Source organism: Paraburkholderia ultramafica, from assembly GCF_902859915.1.
Lineage (GTDB): Bacteria > Pseudomonadota > Gammaproteobacteria > Burkholderiales > Burkholderiaceae > Paraburkholderia > Paraburkholderia ultramafica.
Window position 1 is genome coordinate 22,533 of the sequence record NZ_CADIKK010000011.1, and the last position, 15,653, is coordinate 38,185.

Consider the following 15,653-nt stretch of genomic DNA (forward strand, 5'->3'; position numbering starts at 1 on the left):
CGTGCGGCGCGAGCGGAACGCGCGAGCCGCGTCAGACGTTGAAGCGACAGCATAACAAACGCGCTCCCAGGGCATAACCTGGCCGAACGGATGAGGTCAGATCGTGCACAAAATCAGTTAGACTCGACGGCAGTTTGGGTCTGCCCCTTCAACCGCGGTTTGCTCAGAGAATGGAATCCAGGTAGTCGATGCGCTATTCGGTTGAAATAAAAAAATTCCTGTACAGCCAGTACTTTTATGGCGGCCTGCGCATCGCCGTCGGCGTGTCGTTGCCGGCGCTTCTGTGCCTGATCGTGTTTCACAACCGCGAACTGGGCTTCACGATCGCCACCGGTGCGCTCGGCGCGTGTGTCGTCGACATGCCGGGCCCGCTGAAGTACAAGCACAACGAGATGCTGGCTTGCACGGTGATCGGCTTTCTGTCCGCGCTCGCCACCGGGCTCGCCACGGTGAACCCGGTGGCGCTGTGGTGCACGGTCGTGCCTCTGACCTTCTTGCTGTCGCTGATCGTCGTGTACGGCAACCGTTGGCCGCAAATCAGCTTCGCCACGCTGTTCATGATGATCTTGACGCTGGAGGAGCATTTCACGCCGATGCAGGCGCTCGTCAACGCGTCGTGGATTCTGCTGGGCGGCCTCTGGTACACCTACTGGTCGACCTTTGTGAGCCGCTGGATGATGCATCGCATCGAGCAGCAGGCGCTCGCCGAAAGCGTGTTCGCGTGTGCCGACTATCTGCTCGCGCGCGCCGCGTTCTACGACCTCGACAACGATCTGGACGAGTGCTATCGCATCCTGGTCGACAAGCAGATCGCCGCGGTCGAACGTCAGGACGCCGCGCGCGACATCGTGCTGCGCAATCTGCCCAAGCTCAAACGCGGCAAGCTCGAACCGCGCCGCGCGATGCTGTTCAATCTGTTCATCAACACCGTCGACCTGCATGAGCTGTTCGTCGGCGCGCACACGGATTACCCGCTGGTGCGCAACACGTTCGGCGGCTCCGATCTGCTGGTGTTCTACCGCGACCTGATTCGCAAAGCCGCCGAGGATTGCGAGGAGATCGGGCTTGCGGTGCTGCAAAACCAGGCACCGCGCAAGAGCGTGAACGTGAAGGCCGAATTGCGCGCGATCGAGTTCGAAATCGAACTGCTGCGCAAGCAGGACCTGGCCGCCAAAAACCCCGAAGCCTATTCGGCGGTGTCGTCCAGTTTCCGGCGCATCTGGAGCGCCACGCGTCTGATCGACAGGATGCGCAAGAGCCTGTCGAGCGACCCCGGCGCGACCGGGACCGAACTGCGTATCGACCAGGCGCTCAGCCGCTTCGTGTCGAGCCGCCGCGTGCCGTTCGGACAGATTTTCTCGAACCTGACAATGGCCTCGCCGAGCTTCCGTCACGCATTGCGTGTGACGATCGCGGTCGCCGTGGGCTTCTGGCTCGGCCGTCTGCTGCCGCTCACCAACGCGTACTGGATCGTGATGACCACCGTCATCATTCTGAAGCCCGGTTACTCGCTCACCAAACAGCGCAACGGGCAGCGGATCGTCGGCACGTTGATCGGCTGCGCGGCGAGCATCGCGCTGATCATCTTCGTCAAGGAACCGCACATCCTGATGGTGGCGATGTTCGCGTCGATGGTGATGAGCTACAGCCTGCTGCTGTTCAATTACACGGCGAGCGTGGTGTTCACCTCGTCGTATGTGCTGTTGCTGTTCGATCTGCTTGCGCCGGGCAGCATGCGCATCATCGGCGAGCGCGCGATCGACACGGTCGTGGGTTGCGCGATCGCGATCGCGGCGAGCCATCTGTTTCCGTACTGGGAATACCGCCTGATGGGCAAGCTCGTCAACAACATGATCAATGCGACGCGCCAGTATCTGGAAGCGAGCTGGTGGTGGAGCGGCAAGCCGGCTGCCGCGGTGGTGGCGACCGTCACCGAAGCCGGCGCGCGCGCCCCGGCTGCGGCGATGGCCGATCCGGCGATCGAGTTCGGCAGGCCCGCGCTTGCTGCCGCTGGCGCCGCCAGCGCTAGCGCCGCTGACGTCAGCGCGAGTGCCGGCACCGCGGCACAGCCGCTCGCGGACGCCGGCACCAGCGCAGGCACCACCACGGTCGGCAACGCGACCGCGAGACCGGCGGCCGGCGCCTCCGCAGCCGCCGCGGCGGCGGCGACGGCACTCGAGCGCGATTACCGCTACCGGCTCGCGCGCAAGAACGTCCATGTGGCGTTCGCCAATCTGGGCCAGGCGTTTCAGCGCATGATGCTCGAACCGAAGTCCGCGCAGAAGTTCGTACCGGAGTTGAACGGCCTGCTGGTGCGCAGCCACGTGCTCGCTTCGCAGATCACAGCGGCCGCGCCGCTGCTGCGCACTTCCGCGCAGCAACAGCAGCAGATCGAAGATGTGTCGCTACAGCCGCTGCAGCGCGCGCTGAGCGTCGTGCGCGACAATCTCACCGAAGCGGAAGCCGGCACCCCGCTGCCCGCCGAACAGGCCGAGCAGGTCAAACTGCTGAACCGGGAACTCGATGTGATGGTGGTCGAAACGGAGAAATCGCCGGACTATTCGGCGGATGCCGTGCATGACATGAAACTGCTCGCCCATCAGTGCAAGCAGATGCTGACGGCGGCGGCGCTGATCCGCAAGGATGCGAGCATGATTCGCCTGCCGGAAGAGTGAGACGAGGAGCGCCAGGACGCGGTTGTCGCGTGCGGCGCTGCTGTCTGGGCAGGCTGCTTTTTACGCGGCGTCGAGCGTTGTCAGCGGGGCTGACGGTCGATCAGGCGCGACGCTCGTTCCGATCACGCGCGTCGTGTTACCGCGCCGCGCCGCTGGCGGGCGTCACCGCGGTCGCCGCAGTCGCCGCCGCTACTGCCGCGTCCGATGTGATCGACGGCGCCGCGTGCTGGCTTTCGAACTCGTGTTTTTCCCGGATGGCGTTGTAGAACAGCGTGGCAATCACCACCAGTATTGCGACCACGATGAAGACGGCAATGCCAAAGGTCGGGTTCTTCTTGCGCGGCGGTTTGTTCATGAGGCGGGCTCGGTTCGCAAAGCAGTGGCGAAGGGTGTTCGGGAAGGCGGCATTCTACGCTCACTGAGCTTGCACATGGCTTGCAGTTGGTGGGGACGGCGGCCCATCCGATGCAGCAAGCGCCGCACCTGCCGGAACCCGGTCCGCAGCGCGCCTTCAGGTCACCGCCGAAGACCGCACCGGCAACGCCGTCGAATACTTGATCTGCTCCATCGCGAAGCTCGAACTCACGTCGTACAGCGGTACTGCGGCGATCAGCAGTTTATAGACGCGGTCATAGTCGTCGATGTCCGACACCACCACGCGCAGCAGGTAATCGGTTTCACCGCTCATCCGGTACACCTCCACCACTTCCGGAATATCCTGCACGGCACGCGTGAAGGCTTGCGCCCAAGCCTCGGTGTGCTGGTTGGTGCGCACCGCGACGAACACCGTCGTCCCGACGCCAAGCTTGCGCGCATCGCAAAGCGCCACCTGCGCGCGAATCACGCCCGCCTCTTTCAGACGCTGCAGCCGCTTCCAGCAAGGTGTTTGCGACAGATTCACACGCTGCGCCAGTTCGGCGATCGGCATCGTCGCGTCTTCCTGCAGCAGTTCGAGCAGCTTCCGGTCGATGATATCCATTCCCATCACGACATCCCCATAGGAAAATATTCTACTTTTCAAATCCCAAGGGGAATTATATGGAAACTCTTTCTCCGGTCAAACGGGTATAAATATCGCTACCCGACAATAACCGATAAGCAGCGCCGCCGCTGCACCACAATCATGAGCCAGGACCTTCGCGCAACCTCGTTCGACCGTCTCTCCGATTCTCCGTCGCCACCGGCTGGAGCAGCTCAAACGCCCTCGTGCACGCAACCGGATATGTCATCGCGCGACCACCGCCGCGCGCCGCTCGCGCGCCTGTGCGATACGCTGGACGCCATCTTCGAAGCCTGTGTGAAATTCCCCGAGCCGTCGGACTCGACATTCTTCGCGCGCAGCATGCGCATCGCGCTCGCCGAAGCGGCAGCGGACCCGGCGTTGCTTACCCCGGCAGAGCGCGAGAGCTCGGTGGAGAACTACCGGCGTCACCTGCTGGCCGCCGATCCGCACGGCCGCTACGCGATCGCCGCGCTGGTGTGGCTGCCGCAGCACGCGAGCCCCGTGCACGCGCATCACACGTGGTGCGGCTACGCGGTGCTGGAGGGCACGTTGAGCGAGACGATCTTCAAATGGAATGGCGCGCAGCACTGCGCAAGCGCCACCCGCACGCAGGCGCGCAAGCATGGCGCGGTGTCGTTCGTGCGCAGCGGTCGCGGCGGCATTCATCGGCTGGGCAATAGCAGTGATGCGCCCGCCGTCTCGCTGCATATTTACGGCGTCTCGGGCGCGCAGATGGCTACGCATGTGAACGACGTCGTCCACGCAACCGACGCAACGGCATTGGCCTGAAATTCACGGGTTTCGCCGCGTGTGCCGACGATGCTCCACTGCACGCCTGACACCGCCCGCGACGTAATCAACTCTTCCCACCGGCTTCCCCCGCCGTAGGAATCTGCGGTGGAATCGGCGCCGTCTGCCCGGTCGGCGGCGGCGCCGGACGCGGCTCGTGCGACACATCGCGCGCCACGGCGAGCGGCGCATGCGCAGCCCGCGCCGACGCCCCCGTCTCAGCCGGCTGATGAGCATGCGCATGCGCATGCTCATGCCCATGCCCATGCCCATGCGCAATGAACCCGGACATCTCGTCGTCCTGCAAAGGCTGCCCTTCGCTATCCTTCGACGACGTATAGATACGCATCTGCGGCACCGGAATCTCGATGCCGGCTTCATCCATTTTGCGTTTGAGCCGCAGATTGAACGCGCGCGCCACGCTCCATTGCTGCAACGGCCGCGTCTTGATCTGCCCTTTCACGACCATCCAGTTCGGATCGAACCGGTCCAGACCCCACACCTCGATCGGCCCGAGCATCTCGCGCCGGTAACGGAAGTCGGCCATCAGATCCGCGCCGACTTCACGAATCATTTGCGTGATGTGATCGACGTCGGTGGAGAACGCCATCCGCACTTCGAACACCGCATAGGCGAAGTCGCGCGACAGGTTCTTGACGATCTTGATCTGCGAAAAAGGAATCGCGTGGATCGCGCCCTGTCCGTCGCGCAGACGCACGGTGCGGATCGACAGATGCTCGACCGTGCCCGCATGACCGCCGTCCACGTCGATCCAGTCGCCCACCGTTATCGTATCTTCGATGATGATGAACAGCCCCGTGATCAGGTCGGTCACGAGCGACTGCGCGCCGAAGCCGATCGCGAGACCGATCACGCCGGCGCCCGCCAGCAGCGGCGTGACATTGATGCCGAGGTTGGCCGCCGTGACGATGCCGGCGATCGTCATGATCGACACGAGCAGCACGTTGCGCACGAGCGGCAGCATCGTGCGGGCGCGCATGCTCGGACTGCGCGCCTTGTTGCGCGGACTGCCCGGATTGAGCGCCTCGGTGATCGCCGTGTCGACCAGAATCCACAGCAGCCAGGCAATGAATACGGTCGCGACGATCGCCGTCACCGCATGGGCGATACCGCGCGCCGCCACGTTTTTCTCGACCATCGCCGCGAGCGACACATCCCATAGGCGCGCCGCGAGTTCGAAGAAGAACAGCCAGATGAAGAGCGTCAGCAGCGTGCCGCAAAAACGCAGCAGACGGGTCAGATAAGGCGAACGGCGACGGGCGCGCGCACTGCGCGGACGCGTCATGCGCAAGACGATGGCTGACAGGAAAAACGCCAGCACCAGCAACAGCGCGGTCACGACCGAAATCTGCAGCACGTTTTCGCTGGAACCCGACCCGCCGAGCGTGGCGACCACCGACGCCGTGGCCAGCACCAGCACCGGCACGTGCCAGAGCGCGGCGAGCACGTCGAACGCGTCGGTCGCGGCCTTGTGGCGGTTGCGCTGCTCGTAAGGCCGGTTGCGGATCAGATGCGCGACCGGCCGGCGAAACGCAAGCGCGAAGTAGCCGGTCAGCACGGCGGCCGTCATGTTGGCCGCCGTCGAAATCAACGCGGCGAGATTCGATCCGAGCTGCTGAGCGACGTCGTAATTGACGGCCGCGTCGCCGAGCGCGCCGCACACGCCGACCACGAACAGCACGCGCCGCGCATGATCGATCAGCAGGCGCACCGCGATGCGCCGATGCCCCGAGCCGAACAGCGAAAACATGATCAGACAGATGGCGGAAAACACCGCGCCCGCGACGATCGCGTAGGCGACCACCATGCCGAGCGTACGGCCGAGCGCATCGGGCATCGCGCGCACGAACAGCAGCGCCGCGACGAAGGCGATGATCCACGGCCCGACGCGGCGCAGCGCGAAGATCAGCAGCTCGCGCGTGGTCGGATTCGGACGCAGCCCGATGACGACGCCGAAACGCCGGTACAACCGGTGTTGCAGAAAGATCAGCGCGCCGGCGCATGCGCCCCAGCCGGCCAGCATCGCCAGCATCGAGAACAGAATGCTGCCGAAGCCCTCGCGCCCCTGGCCCGAGACGATCGTGTAGAGCTCGTTGCCAGCCGCAGTGAAGCGTCCGCCCCAATAGCGCACGGGCGTGCGGCCCTGATGCACGTCGGCTTCGAACGACGCGATGCCTGACGCGATCGCGCCAAGCAAGCCGGGGCTCGGTTGCGCGGGCGCGGGCGGCGCCACGGTCTGTGAGACGTCGCGCAGCTTTTTGAGCTGGGCGACGAGCGCGGTGCGCTGGCGGTCGTTGTCGAGCGTGGCGATCACACTGTCGAGCGAGCGCGCCAGTTCCGCCTGGCTCGCCGGCGACGGCGCGGATGCCGCCTCGGCGGCCGATGCGCCCGACGCGGCGGACGGGGGTGTCACCGTCGCGCTGTTGATCAGGCTCTGCAAGGCCGGAATGACCGGCGTGCTGGTGCCTGTGCCGGTACTGGCGCCGGCAGCCTGCGCTTGCAAGGGCAGCCAGCCGACGCACAGGATCAGCGCGACGCCGAACGCAGCCGTCCATGCGCCGAACCACGCCACGATTCGCGCGCGCACGCTGGGGCGCACATCGGATCCGGTCTGGTCTGAGGAAAAATGAAGGACGGCGTGGGTCGCCGGCTGGCCGCCGTTGGACGGCGTAGCCTCGGACTCACGCCGCGATGGGCATGACTGCATGGCAATCCGTAGGAAAACGGGAGACGCCAGTGTAGCCGCAGTTTTACCCGGCGCGCCCGAACATGCGTAACCGAATGTTAGGGCGCTTGCGCAGGCTTCAAAAGCACGGGCAATAAAGTCGACGTTCACCGCGCGTGCAGCACGCCTCGCCTCAGTAGGCAACCGTCGCGATCTGCCGAACGAACCGCCCCTGCTCCAGCTCATCGACGAACGCGATCGCGTAATCTTCCGCCGAAATACGGCTGTTGCCTTCGGCGTCGGCCAACAGCGTGTTCGCGCCCGTGCGGAACTTGCCGGTGCGCTCGCCCGGCGCGATCAGCGCGGCCGGCGCGAAGAACGTCCAGTCGAGATCGGTGACGCCACGGTAGTAGTCGAACGCGTCGCGGTGCGCGAGCGCGATCGCCTTGAATGCGTCCGGAAAACTGTCCGTATCGACCAGTTGCTTGCCCGGCGCGACGTCGAGCGAACCGGCGCCGCCCACCACGACGAGGCGCTTGACGCCCGCCGCGCGCACACCTTCGACGAGCGCACGGGTTGCCTTCGTGAGCGTCGCGAGGTCGTCCTGCGGCGGCATGTAGGCGCTGGCCACCACGTCGTGACCACGCACCGCGGCGCCGACGCTCGCGGCATCGAGCAGATCGGCTTGCGCCGCTTGCAGATTCGCGACGCCGGCCGGCACGCGCGCCGGATTGCGCGCGAGCGCCGTCACCTGATGGCCGCGACGGGCCGCTTCCGCGGCGATTCGCGAACCGATCATGCCGGTCGCGCCAAACAAGGCGATCTTCAGTTGCTGGCTCATTGCACTACTCCTGATTGACTTATATGTAACCAAATCGAGTACATATATCGCGAAAAAAAGAGGGGCTCGAGCCCCCGTCCGTGTTTCAGGCGCGTGCGCTGCAACCGCTGAGTTGAACACGCGCCCTCCCGTACTGCTTCGTTGTTACGTCACGCTTGCGACCGGCGCTTGCGCTCCCGCTGCTTCTCCGCGCGCACCACGTCGGCGGTGGCGTCGGCCAGCGTGCGTGCACCAAGCGATGCCTCCATGGCCTGCTGCGCTTCGCCGATGATACCGCGCAGCACGCCCTGAATATTGCGCCCGACCATGCACGCCGGATTCGGCTCCTCGCGATGCAGCGCGAACAATTGCGCGTCGTCCACCGCGCGATACACGTCGAGCAAGGTGATCTGCGCGGGCGGCCGGGCCAGCAGCGCGCCGCCGCCCGAACCGAGTTGCGACGTGGTGAGGCCCGCCTCGGCCAGCATGGTCAGCAGCCGCCGGATCAGCGCGGGATTCGTATTCACGCTGCCCGCGATCATCTCCGACGAAAGCGGCACGCCCTCCTGCAACGACAACAGCGCGAGCACATGCACCGCAAATGCAAACCGGCTACTCGTATTCACGGCGAACCCGCCCGGCGACGACAATGTGTAACCATGGTAATTACATTTACCCGGACTGTCAAACGGCTGAACAGAGTGGCCGGCATATCACTTGTCCATCTGCTTTTGCGCGTCGGCGGAATCGCCCGCCGCCGATGACGAAGCCGACGCGTTGGTCGACGACGCCGTGCTCTGCGCTGACCACTCCTGCAGCTTGCGCCCCGCCGTTTCGAGGCTCTGGCCGGTGAGCGACGCGGCCTTGCCGAGTTCCGCGTGGGTCGCGCTCGCCGCGCTTTGCAGATTGGCCTGCGCGCTAGAAGCAAGTGCGTTGGGGTCGATCTTGATCGACGGCGCGGACGCGGATTCGAGGTTCTGCTGCGCGGTGGCTTTGGTCGCGTCGACCTGCTGGCCAACATAGCTAGCCGCCTGATCGAGTTTCTGACCAACGGCCTGGGCGGCGTCGTTGAGCTTGCCGGCAACCTGGCCGGTCGAGGCGTCGTTCTTCTGGCACGCAGCGAGTCCACCAAGCACGACGGCCACGAACGCCGCACGGCGCAGCAACGATGAATGAAGAGATGAAGTCATGATTGGGTGTGAGCCGTGTCGAGCGGCTTCCTCTTGCGAAAACGCGCCCATGATACGCCGTTGCGCCGCACGCCCTCGCCGGCAAACACATGGAAACAGGTTCGCGTGAAGCGGCGCGCCACTCACTCGTGTCGATTGCGTGATCCGTCGCGGTTGTGTCAAACGTGATGGAGTAGACTGCCTGAGCATCGATGAACGTCAAGGTAAGTGAGCTGTGTTCCGTTGATCAACTGGAGGCATACGATGGCGGCAAAGAAGATTCTGTTCCTGACCGGCGACTTCGCCGAGGATTACGAAACAATGGTGCCGTTTCAGGCGCTGCAGGCAGTCGGCCATGTAGTCGACGCGGTCTGTCCGAACAAGCAAGCAGGCGATCGCATCAAGACCGCGATCCACGATTTCGAAGGGGACCAGACCTACACCGAAAAGCCCGGTCATCAATTCACGCTCAACGCCACGTTCGACGACGCCGATCCGCGCCAGTACGACGCGCTGGCGATCGCCGGCGGCCGCGCCCCCGAATATCTGCGGCTCAATCCCAAAGTGATCGACGTCGTGCGGCAATTCGCCGAAGCGGGCAAGCCGATCGCCGCCGTCTGCCACGGCGCGCAACTGCTGGCCGCCGCCGACGTGATTCGCGGCAAGCGCATTTCCGCGTACCCGGCCTGTGCGCCCGAAGTGAAACTGGCCGGCGGCGAGTATGCCGACATCCCGGTCGACGCCGCGATCACTGACGCCAATTTCGTCACCGCTCCCGCATGGCCCGCGCATCCCGAGTGGCTGCGTCAGTTCCTCGTGCTGCTCGGCACGCGGATCGAACTCTGAGCCCTGGCCGGGTTCGACGGCGAGCGCCATGCCCTTGCGGCACCAGGCGCTCGCCTGAATGAAACAAGAAAACCGTATTTGAGAATTGTCCGATAGTTCGCAGTGAAATGCTTTCCTATAGTCGCGGCTGACTTGGGAGTGTGTTTCGATGGAACTGATCGACTGGATCGTCATCCTCGCCATTACGTTGATGGCGATTGCATTTTTCTGCGCGCGCACGCCGGCCAGCTGGTCGCGAGATAACCGCGCACGGCGTCTGACAGGCACACGCATGCTGGTACAGGCCGCGTGTTCGCTGTGGGCGGCGCTGCTGATCGCCGCGCGCGGCCTGTTCACGATAGGCGGCTTACCCGGCCTGCGCCCCGCACCGCTCGAGACCTTGACGGGCGTCGTTATTCTGGTTGCCTGCGGCTGTTACTGGTCGATTCGCGGCAGCAAGCTGCTCAAACCGCGGCGGCTCTTTACCGCGCACTGAGCGGCGCGCTCATTGATACACACTGCTTACCGCGTGCTGATGTCGGGCTCATCGACGGGGTACGCAGCCGGCTTGCCACTCGCGCTAGCGCGCTCACGACCTTCGAGGTCCGCACGCCAGTCGCGCCCATCTCGAATCGCCTGAATGCCAGCCGCTCCCAGCGGAGCATGCGTCCCGGCAATCGCTTCGTCGAAGCGCATACCGGCTTCGGGCAGCGACAGATAAAACGTCGTGCCCACGCCCTCTTTCGACTCCGCCCACACGCGTCCGCCATGCCGCTCCACCATCCGGCGCACGAGCGCAAGGCCTACGCCCTCGCCGGCCGTCGCATTGCGGTGCAGCCGCTGAAAAGCGTTGAAGAGCCGCGGCAAAGCGACCGCCGGAATACCCAGACCGTTGTCCCGCACATAGAAGATGCGTAGCGAGTGCACGCCCGGCGGCGCGGGCGTCGTCCCGATTTCGATCCTGCCCTCGCGCGCCGGGTCCAGATAATTCACCGCGTTGCCCACCAGGTTCGCGAACACCTGTTCGAGCGCGGTAGGGTCGCCCCAGACGGCGGGCAACTCGCCGACGTTGACCTGAGCGCGCCGCGACCGGATCGAGCCCTGCATCGCGTCCACCACGCGCTGCACGATATCGCGGACGTCCACCTTCTGCCGCCGATACTCGACCCGGCCGACCCGCGACAGCCGCAGCAGCGCGTCGATGATGTGCGACGCGCGCAATACGGCCGTTTGCAGATAATGCAGCGCTTCGCCGATATCCTCGTCGACCACCCGTTCGATCCCCTGCCGCGGCCCGGCTGCGAGCGACGAATCGCGCACCGCCGCGCGCAGTTCGTCGCATGCACGGATCAGTTCTTTCGAGAAGCCTTGCAGATTCACCAGCGGCGCGCGCAGATCGTGCGACACGCTGTAAATGAACATTTCGTTGTCCTGGGTCTGCTGCCGCAAGGTCTCGTTGATCCGCGCCAGTTCGCTGGCGCGGCGCGCGAGATCCGCCTGGAAGCGTGCCTGGATGCGTTCGGCTTCGAGCAGACGCCGGCTCGTCTCATGCAGGGTCAGGTCGAGGCGGGCGATTTCATCGCGGCCCGTGGCGATCGGCGCCAGCGGTTCATTGCCCGCGAGGCGTCCGGCGTTGTCGGACAGCAGCGCGAGCCGACCGCGCACGCCGCGCGTGAACAACCAGACCGCCAGCGCCACAAACAGCAACGAGCCGAGCGCGGCCGCGACGATCAACGTCTGCTGCTGTTCGCGCGCGACACTGGCGGTGTTCGAGCGCTGCGTATCGATGCGCCGCTCCTCCGCCTGGAACGCGACCACCTGCTGACGGAAGCGATCGAGCACGTCGGCCTGGGCCAGATCGCGCAAGCGTTCGAGCACATCGCGCCGCCGCCCGGAACGCAGCAGATCCTGAATCCGATCCGACCATTGGCGATACGCCTGCACTGCCTGCCGCACCTGAACCACGCGCTCGACCTGGGCCGGATTGTCGGCGACCAGTTCGGCCAGTTGATCGATGCGGCGATCGACGTCCACCCACACCGCCACCGGCGTCGCGAAGTGCGTGTCGTTGGCGAGCACCGCGCCACGCAGCGCCACGGACTCACCCAGCACCGGGTCGAGAATCGCGGCGCTCTGACGCAGCACGTCTTCACTATGGATCGCCCAACGCTCCGCCAGCGCCGCGTCGGACTGCGCCTTGACCAGTCCGGACAGCAGCGCCAGTTCGAAGACGGCCGGAATGGCGATCAGCAACAGGCCTTTAGTGGTCAGTCTCATGCGTGAGCATTGGAAGTCGTTGGCCGGCAGATCATGCGCGGGGTCGGCACATTATGTCGGGGTTTGCGCAGGAAGACAAAGAGGGTCCGTCACCGCTGTTTCGTTTGTCGGCCCCGATCGCGAACCGGCGACGAGCGTACATCGCAGGGTTCGCGTTTCTCGAACTCGGTACGGTCCGCAAAAAGAATCAGGTCAATGCTCTCGTCAAGATTCTGGTGGATTTCTCGGTCTCGACGGTCGCGTATTTCTTCATCGGTTACACGATGGCGTACGGCGTGCAGTTTTTCGGCAGCGCCGAGTCGCTGGCCGCGCACAACGGCTATGCACTGGTGCGCTTCTTCTACCTGCTGACCTTCGCCGCCGCGATTCCGGCGATCGTGTTGGGCGGCATCGCGGAGCGCTCGAAATTCAATCCGCAACTGTTCGCAACCTTCATGCTGGTCGGCTTCATCTATCCGTTCTTCGAAGGGATCGTGTGGAACGGCCACTCCGGCGTCCAGAACTGGCTGACTCAGGTGTTCGACATGCCGTTCCACGACTTCGCCGGCTCGGTGGTGGTGCACGCGTTCGGCGGCTGGGTCGCGTTGCCGGCCGTGCTGCTGCTGGGCGCGCGGAACGGGCGCTACCATCGGGACGGCGGCATCGCCGCGCATCCGCCGTCGAATATTCCGTTTCTCGCGCTGGGCGCATGGGTGCTGACGGTCGGCTGGTTCGGCTTCAACGTGATGAGCGCGCAAACGGTCGACAAGATCAGCGGCCTCGTCGCGGTCAATTCGCTGATGGCGATGGTCGGCGGCACGCTGAGCGCGTGGCTCGCCGGCCGCAACGACCCCGGCTTCACGTATAACGGCCCGCTGGCCGGCCTGATGGCGGTTTGCGCGGGCTCCGACGGTCTGCGCGCGCTCGGCGGGATGGGCGGGGTGTCGTTCGGCGCGCAACTGGTCGGCACGCTGGGCGGCGTCGTGGTGGCGACGCTCGGCGGCACGCTCGTGTATGGCGCGATTCGTTTGACGGTCGGTCTGCGGCTCGACCAGGAAGACGAATACAACGGACGGCGCCGACCTGTCGATCCACAAGATTTCGGCGACTTCGGAGTGAGACAGCGTCGGAAGACGCTTGCTTCGTCTAACGTGGCGGCCGCGCGCTGAACTGGCGCGCACGTCTTGTCGCCAAGCACGTCAAACACGCCGAATTCACTCGGGCAGCGCGTACGGACGACGGACGCGCCGCCCTGTCGTCACGGCGCGGACCTGTCCCCAGATGCTCCCGCCGATGTTAGACTGCGGCGCTGGAGATGGCATTTTCCATTAACCGCCCTTGTGGCTGATGATGCCTGCGTCGCCCGGAAGACCGCGGACGTGGCATCGCCTCGTCCACGCTCAGCCCGGCTTGTCGACACGCCGGTTTTGCCAGACTTCTTCCCATGTATTGGTCCTTTCTCGCTGTCGCCATTGGCGGCGCGCTCGGCTCGCTGTTCCGCTGGTTCCTCGGCTTCCGTCTGAACGGCCTTTTTGGCGGCTTGCCGCTCGGCACGCTCGCCGCCAACGTAATTGCCGGCTACGTGATCGGCGTCGCGGTCGCGGGATTTGCGCGCGCGCCGCAACTCGCGCCGGAGTGGCGCCTGTTCGTCATTACCGGCCTGATGGGCGGCCTCTCCACCTTCTCGACTTTCTCGGCGGAAGTCGTGCAGCGCCTGCAGGATGGCCGGCTCGGCTGGGCGGCGGGCGAGATCGTTATTCATGTTGGCGCGTCACTTGCGATGACTATCCTGGGGATTGCGACCGTCTCACTGCTGTCGCGCTGAAAGCGCGGCGCTTGCCGGGTAATTATGCGTCGCGTCATGTGAGTAGCCGCCGCTTCGTGCGTCAGCTCACGAAGTCCGCCGGCCTCTGTTGGCAGACTGTGCGCAGGCTAGATCCGGCGGAACAACACGTGCCGGAATGTAATGGCCAATGCAGGCCGGAATGGCCTTGAAGCAATGGAAATGGCCGCGACAATATGGGCGAAAAAAAGGCGTCACGTTGCCGTGACGCCTTAAAAAGTTCTAGCCATTCCGAGGGCCGTGCTAGAACCTGAGAGACGGTAGTCGAAAGGTGGGCCGCCGATGCGTAGCCCCCATGCGGGCCATGGCGGTGCACTGTGAGAAGACACTCGATCACACACTACACGAGCCGTGGCGAGTTCAGAACGCTCAAAATGCAGAATCTGAAATCGTCTTTCGAAATAAGGTTCCATTTTTTATGGTTATGCTGACTAAGTCAAGCAAAATCTAAAGAGGCTTCATTCATTACGGCAAAATATTCCGATACAATGAATCTTCTGAGGAAAAATCAGCTTGATGTCCCGTTCCGGGGCGATTGGCGGCCCACTGCGGCTCGGTTGTCAGCAGATTGCGAACGCATAAATTGAAATATAGTTCCAAAAAACCACATGAACCGACCCACGCCCCCCAGAACCGCAGCAGACCCGGTCAAAGACAAGGACGGCCCGGGCGATGAAGTCACCGCACTCGCCCGCGGCCTGACCGTGCTGCGCTCGATTGCCGCCGCCGACGCGCCGCTCAGCAATCGCGAGCTCGCCGAACTGACCGGCATTCCCAAACCGACCGTCTCGCGCATCACCGCGACCCTGGTCGGGACCGGTTTCCTGTTCCGGCTGCCTGACAGCGAGCGCTTCGTGCTGACCTCGTCGGTGCTCGAATTGAGCAACGGCTTTCTGCGCAACTTCGATATCCGGGCGCGCGCGCGGCCGTTCCTGATCGAACTCGCCGAACGCACCGCGCTGTCCGTGCATCTGGCCGTGCGGGACCGCCTCGACATGGTGGTGATCGACGCGATCCGGCCACGCTCGGCGGTGCTGGTGTCGCGCCTCGAGATCGGTTCGCGGATGAATCTGAGCCGCACCGCGGTGGGCCGCGCGTATCTGGCGGCGCTCGCGCAGCCGGAGCGGGACAAACTGCTGACCGGCTTGCAGGCGGCCGAAGGCGACGACTGGGGCTACATTGGCAGCCGGCTCGAAAGCGCGCTGCAAGACACCATCGAACGCGGCTTCGCGATCGCCACCGGCGAGTGGCACGACGGCCTGAACGCCATCGCGCTGGGCTTCGTCGGGCCGTCGGGCGAGCGCTATGCGGTCAATTGCGGCGGCTCGGCGGACCAGTGCCCGCGCGACTGGCTCATCTCGCGCGCCGCGCCGGCGCTGCTCGAGTGCATCGGCAAGATCGTTCTCGAGATCGGCGGTACGCCGGGGCGCCGGCTCGACAACTGAAGCGCCCGAGTGCCCGCCGCCCGGCGGGCACGGCAACGCGGGGCCGACTGTAACCTTCGTAATCAAAAGAAAAATACGCAGGTGGACTGTTACAGACCGCGCAACGTACGATCTTGCATTACCGTCGCGGGGCGCTCGCCCG

The 15,653-nt window shown here is 64.7% G+C and carries 13 protein-coding genes, 1 pseudogene and 1 riboswitch; of the genes and pseudogenes, 7 read left to right on the plus strand and 7 right to left on the minus strand.

What is annotated here, in order from left to right; genetic code table 11:
* Nucleotides 1-188: 188 nt before the first annotated feature.
* Nucleotides 189-2,675, plus strand: a complete 2,487-nt coding sequence (locus HV744_RS13345) for an FUSC family protein (protein ID WP_175149975.1) — start codon at nucleotides 189-191, stop codon at nucleotides 2,673-2,675.
* A 136-nt stretch (nucleotides 2,676-2,811) separates the two neighbouring features.
* Here HV744_RS13345 and HV744_RS13350 read toward each other — a convergent pair whose 3' ends face one another.
* Nucleotides 2,812-3,030: a hypothetical protein gene (locus HV744_RS13350; RefSeq protein ID WP_175149976.1), complete on the minus strand. Its 219-nt coding sequence runs from the start codon at nucleotides 3,028-3,030 to the stop codon at nucleotides 2,812-2,814.
* Nucleotides 3,031-3,186: 156 nt separating this feature from the next.
* A complete protein-coding gene (locus HV744_RS13355; RefSeq protein WP_175149977.1) occupies nucleotides 3,187-3,660 on the minus strand; it encodes an Lrp/AsnC family transcriptional regulator in 474 nt (157 codons plus the stop codon).
* A 237-nt stretch (nucleotides 3,661-3,897) separates the two neighbouring features.
* Here HV744_RS13355 and HV744_RS13360 point away from each other — a divergent pair, with 237 nt between their 5' ends.
* A complete protein-coding gene (locus HV744_RS13360) occupies nucleotides 3,898-4,467 on the plus strand; it encodes a cysteine dioxygenase family protein (RefSeq protein ID WP_246279025.1) in 570 nt (189 codons plus the stop codon).
* Nucleotides 4,468-4,534: 67 nt separating this feature from the next.
* Here the strand turns inward: HV744_RS13360 and HV744_RS13365 are convergent, their stop codons facing one another.
* The 4 genes from HV744_RS13365 to HV744_RS13380 form a co-directional block, all read right to left on the minus strand.
* A complete protein-coding gene (locus HV744_RS13365; RefSeq protein ID WP_175149979.1) occupies nucleotides 4,535-7,195 on the minus strand; it encodes a mechanosensitive ion channel family protein in 2,661 nt (886 codons plus the stop codon).
* 151 nt (nucleotides 7,196-7,346) lie between these two features.
* Nucleotides 7,347-7,994 carry an NAD(P)-dependent oxidoreductase gene (locus HV744_RS13370; RefSeq protein ID WP_175149980.1) on the minus strand — a complete coding sequence of 216 codons (648 nt, stop codon included), beginning with the start codon at nucleotides 7,992-7,994 and terminating at the stop codon, nucleotides 7,347-7,349.
* A 149-nt stretch (nucleotides 7,995-8,143) separates the two neighbouring features.
* The gene (locus HV744_RS13375; RefSeq protein WP_175149981.1) at nucleotides 8,144-8,599 is read right to left on the minus strand and encodes an Rrf2 family transcriptional regulator; all 456 of its coding nucleotides are present in this window, start codon (nucleotides 8,597-8,599) and stop codon (nucleotides 8,144-8,146) included.
* Nucleotides 8,600-8,686: 87 nt separating this feature from the next.
* A complete protein-coding gene (locus tag HV744_RS13380) occupies nucleotides 8,687-9,163 on the minus strand; it encodes a BCAL1086 family glycoprotein (RefSeq protein WP_175149982.1) in 477 nt (158 codons plus the stop codon).
* Nucleotides 9,164-9,406: 243 nt separating this feature from the next.
* On the opposite strand from HV744_RS13380, the gene HV744_RS13385 reads away from it, so the two are divergent.
* Complete coding sequence (locus tag HV744_RS13385) at nucleotides 9,407-9,988, plus strand: DJ-1/PfpI family protein (RefSeq protein ID WP_175149983.1); 582 nt, start codon at nucleotides 9,407-9,409, stop codon at nucleotides 9,986-9,988.
* Between the two features lie 148 nt (nucleotides 9,989-10,136).
* Nucleotides 10,137-10,463, plus strand: a complete 327-nt coding sequence (locus tag HV744_RS13390; protein ID WP_175149984.1) for a hypothetical protein — start codon at nucleotides 10,137-10,139, stop codon at nucleotides 10,461-10,463.
* Nucleotides 10,464-10,489: 26 nt separating this feature from the next.
* Here the strand turns inward: HV744_RS13390 and HV744_RS13395 are convergent, their stop codons facing one another.
* Nucleotides 10,490-12,244 carry a sensor histidine kinase gene (locus HV744_RS13395; protein ID WP_175149985.1) on the minus strand — a complete coding sequence of 585 codons (1,755 nt, stop codon included), beginning with the start codon at nucleotides 12,242-12,244 and terminating at the stop codon, nucleotides 10,490-10,492.
* 53 nt (nucleotides 12,245-12,297) lie between these two features.
* Here HV744_RS13395 and HV744_RS13400 point away from each other — a divergent pair.
* The 3 genes and pseudogenes from HV744_RS13400 to HV744_RS13410 all read left to right on the plus strand — a co-directional run bounded on the left by HV744_RS13400 (nucleotide 12,298) and on the right by HV744_RS13410 (nucleotide 15,511).
* Nucleotides 12,298-13,342, plus strand: a pseudogene (locus HV744_RS13400) (ammonium transporter).
* Nucleotides 13,343-13,525: 183 nt separating this feature from the next.
* A riboswitch (Fluoride riboswitch) is annotated at nucleotides 13,526-13,587 on the plus strand.
* 80 nt (nucleotides 13,588-13,667) lie between these two features.
* Nucleotides 13,668-14,048, plus strand: a complete 381-nt coding sequence (gene crcB, locus HV744_RS13405; RefSeq protein ID WP_175149986.1) for a fluoride efflux transporter CrcB — start codon at nucleotides 13,668-13,670, stop codon at nucleotides 14,046-14,048.
* 626 nt (nucleotides 14,049-14,674) lie between these two features.
* On the plus strand, nucleotides 14,675-15,511 hold the full coding sequence (locus HV744_RS13410) for an IclR family transcriptional regulator (RefSeq protein WP_175149987.1): 837 nt from the start codon (nucleotides 14,675-14,677) through the stop codon (nucleotides 15,509-15,511).
* Nucleotides 15,512-15,653: the final 142 nt, after the last annotated feature.

Bases quoted from the DNA above. Each gene is read 5' to 3' on its own strand.
- HV744_RS13350 (WP_175149976.1), bottom strand. From the start codon at position 3,030: ATGAACAAACCGCCGCGCAAGAAGAACCCGACCTTTGGCATTGCCGTC.
- HV744_RS13390 (WP_175149984.1), top strand. From the start codon at position 10,137: ATGGAACTGATCGACTGGATCGTCATCCTCGCCATTACGTTGATGGCG.
- HV744_RS13345 (WP_175149975.1), top strand. From the start codon at position 189: ATGCGCTATTCGGTTGAAATAAAAAAATTCCTGTACAGCCAGTACTTT.
- HV744_RS13370 (WP_175149980.1), bottom strand. From the start codon at position 7,994: ATGAGCCAGCAACTGAAGATCGCCTTGTTTGGCGCGACCGGCATGATC.
- HV744_RS13365 (WP_175149979.1), bottom strand. From the start codon at position 7,195: ATGCAGTCATGCCCATCGCGGCGTGAGTCCGAGGCTACGCCGTCCAAC.
- crcB (WP_175149986.1), top strand. From the start codon at position 13,668: ATGTATTGGTCCTTTCTCGCTGTCGCCATTGGCGGCGCGCTCGGCTCG.
- HV744_RS13410 (WP_175149987.1), top strand. From the start codon at position 14,675: ATGAACCGACCCACGCCCCCCAGAACCGCAGCAGACCCGGTCAAAGAC.
- HV744_RS13360 (WP_246279025.1), top strand. From the start codon at position 3,898: ATGTCATCGCGCGACCACCGCCGCGCGCCGCTCGCGCGCCTGTGCGAT.
- HV744_RS13395 (WP_175149985.1), bottom strand. From the start codon at position 12,244: ATGAGACTGACCACTAAAGGCCTGTTGCTGATCGCCATTCCGGCCGTC.
- HV744_RS13355 (WP_175149977.1), bottom strand. From the start codon at position 3,660: ATGGGAATGGATATCATCGACCGGAAGCTGCTCGAACTGCTGCAGGAA.
- HV744_RS13385 (WP_175149983.1), top strand. From the start codon at position 9,407: ATGGCGGCAAAGAAGATTCTGTTCCTGACCGGCGACTTCGCCGAGGAT.
- HV744_RS13380 (WP_175149982.1), bottom strand. From the start codon at position 9,163: ATGACTTCATCTCTTCATTCATCGTTGCTGCGCCGTGCGGCGTTCGTG.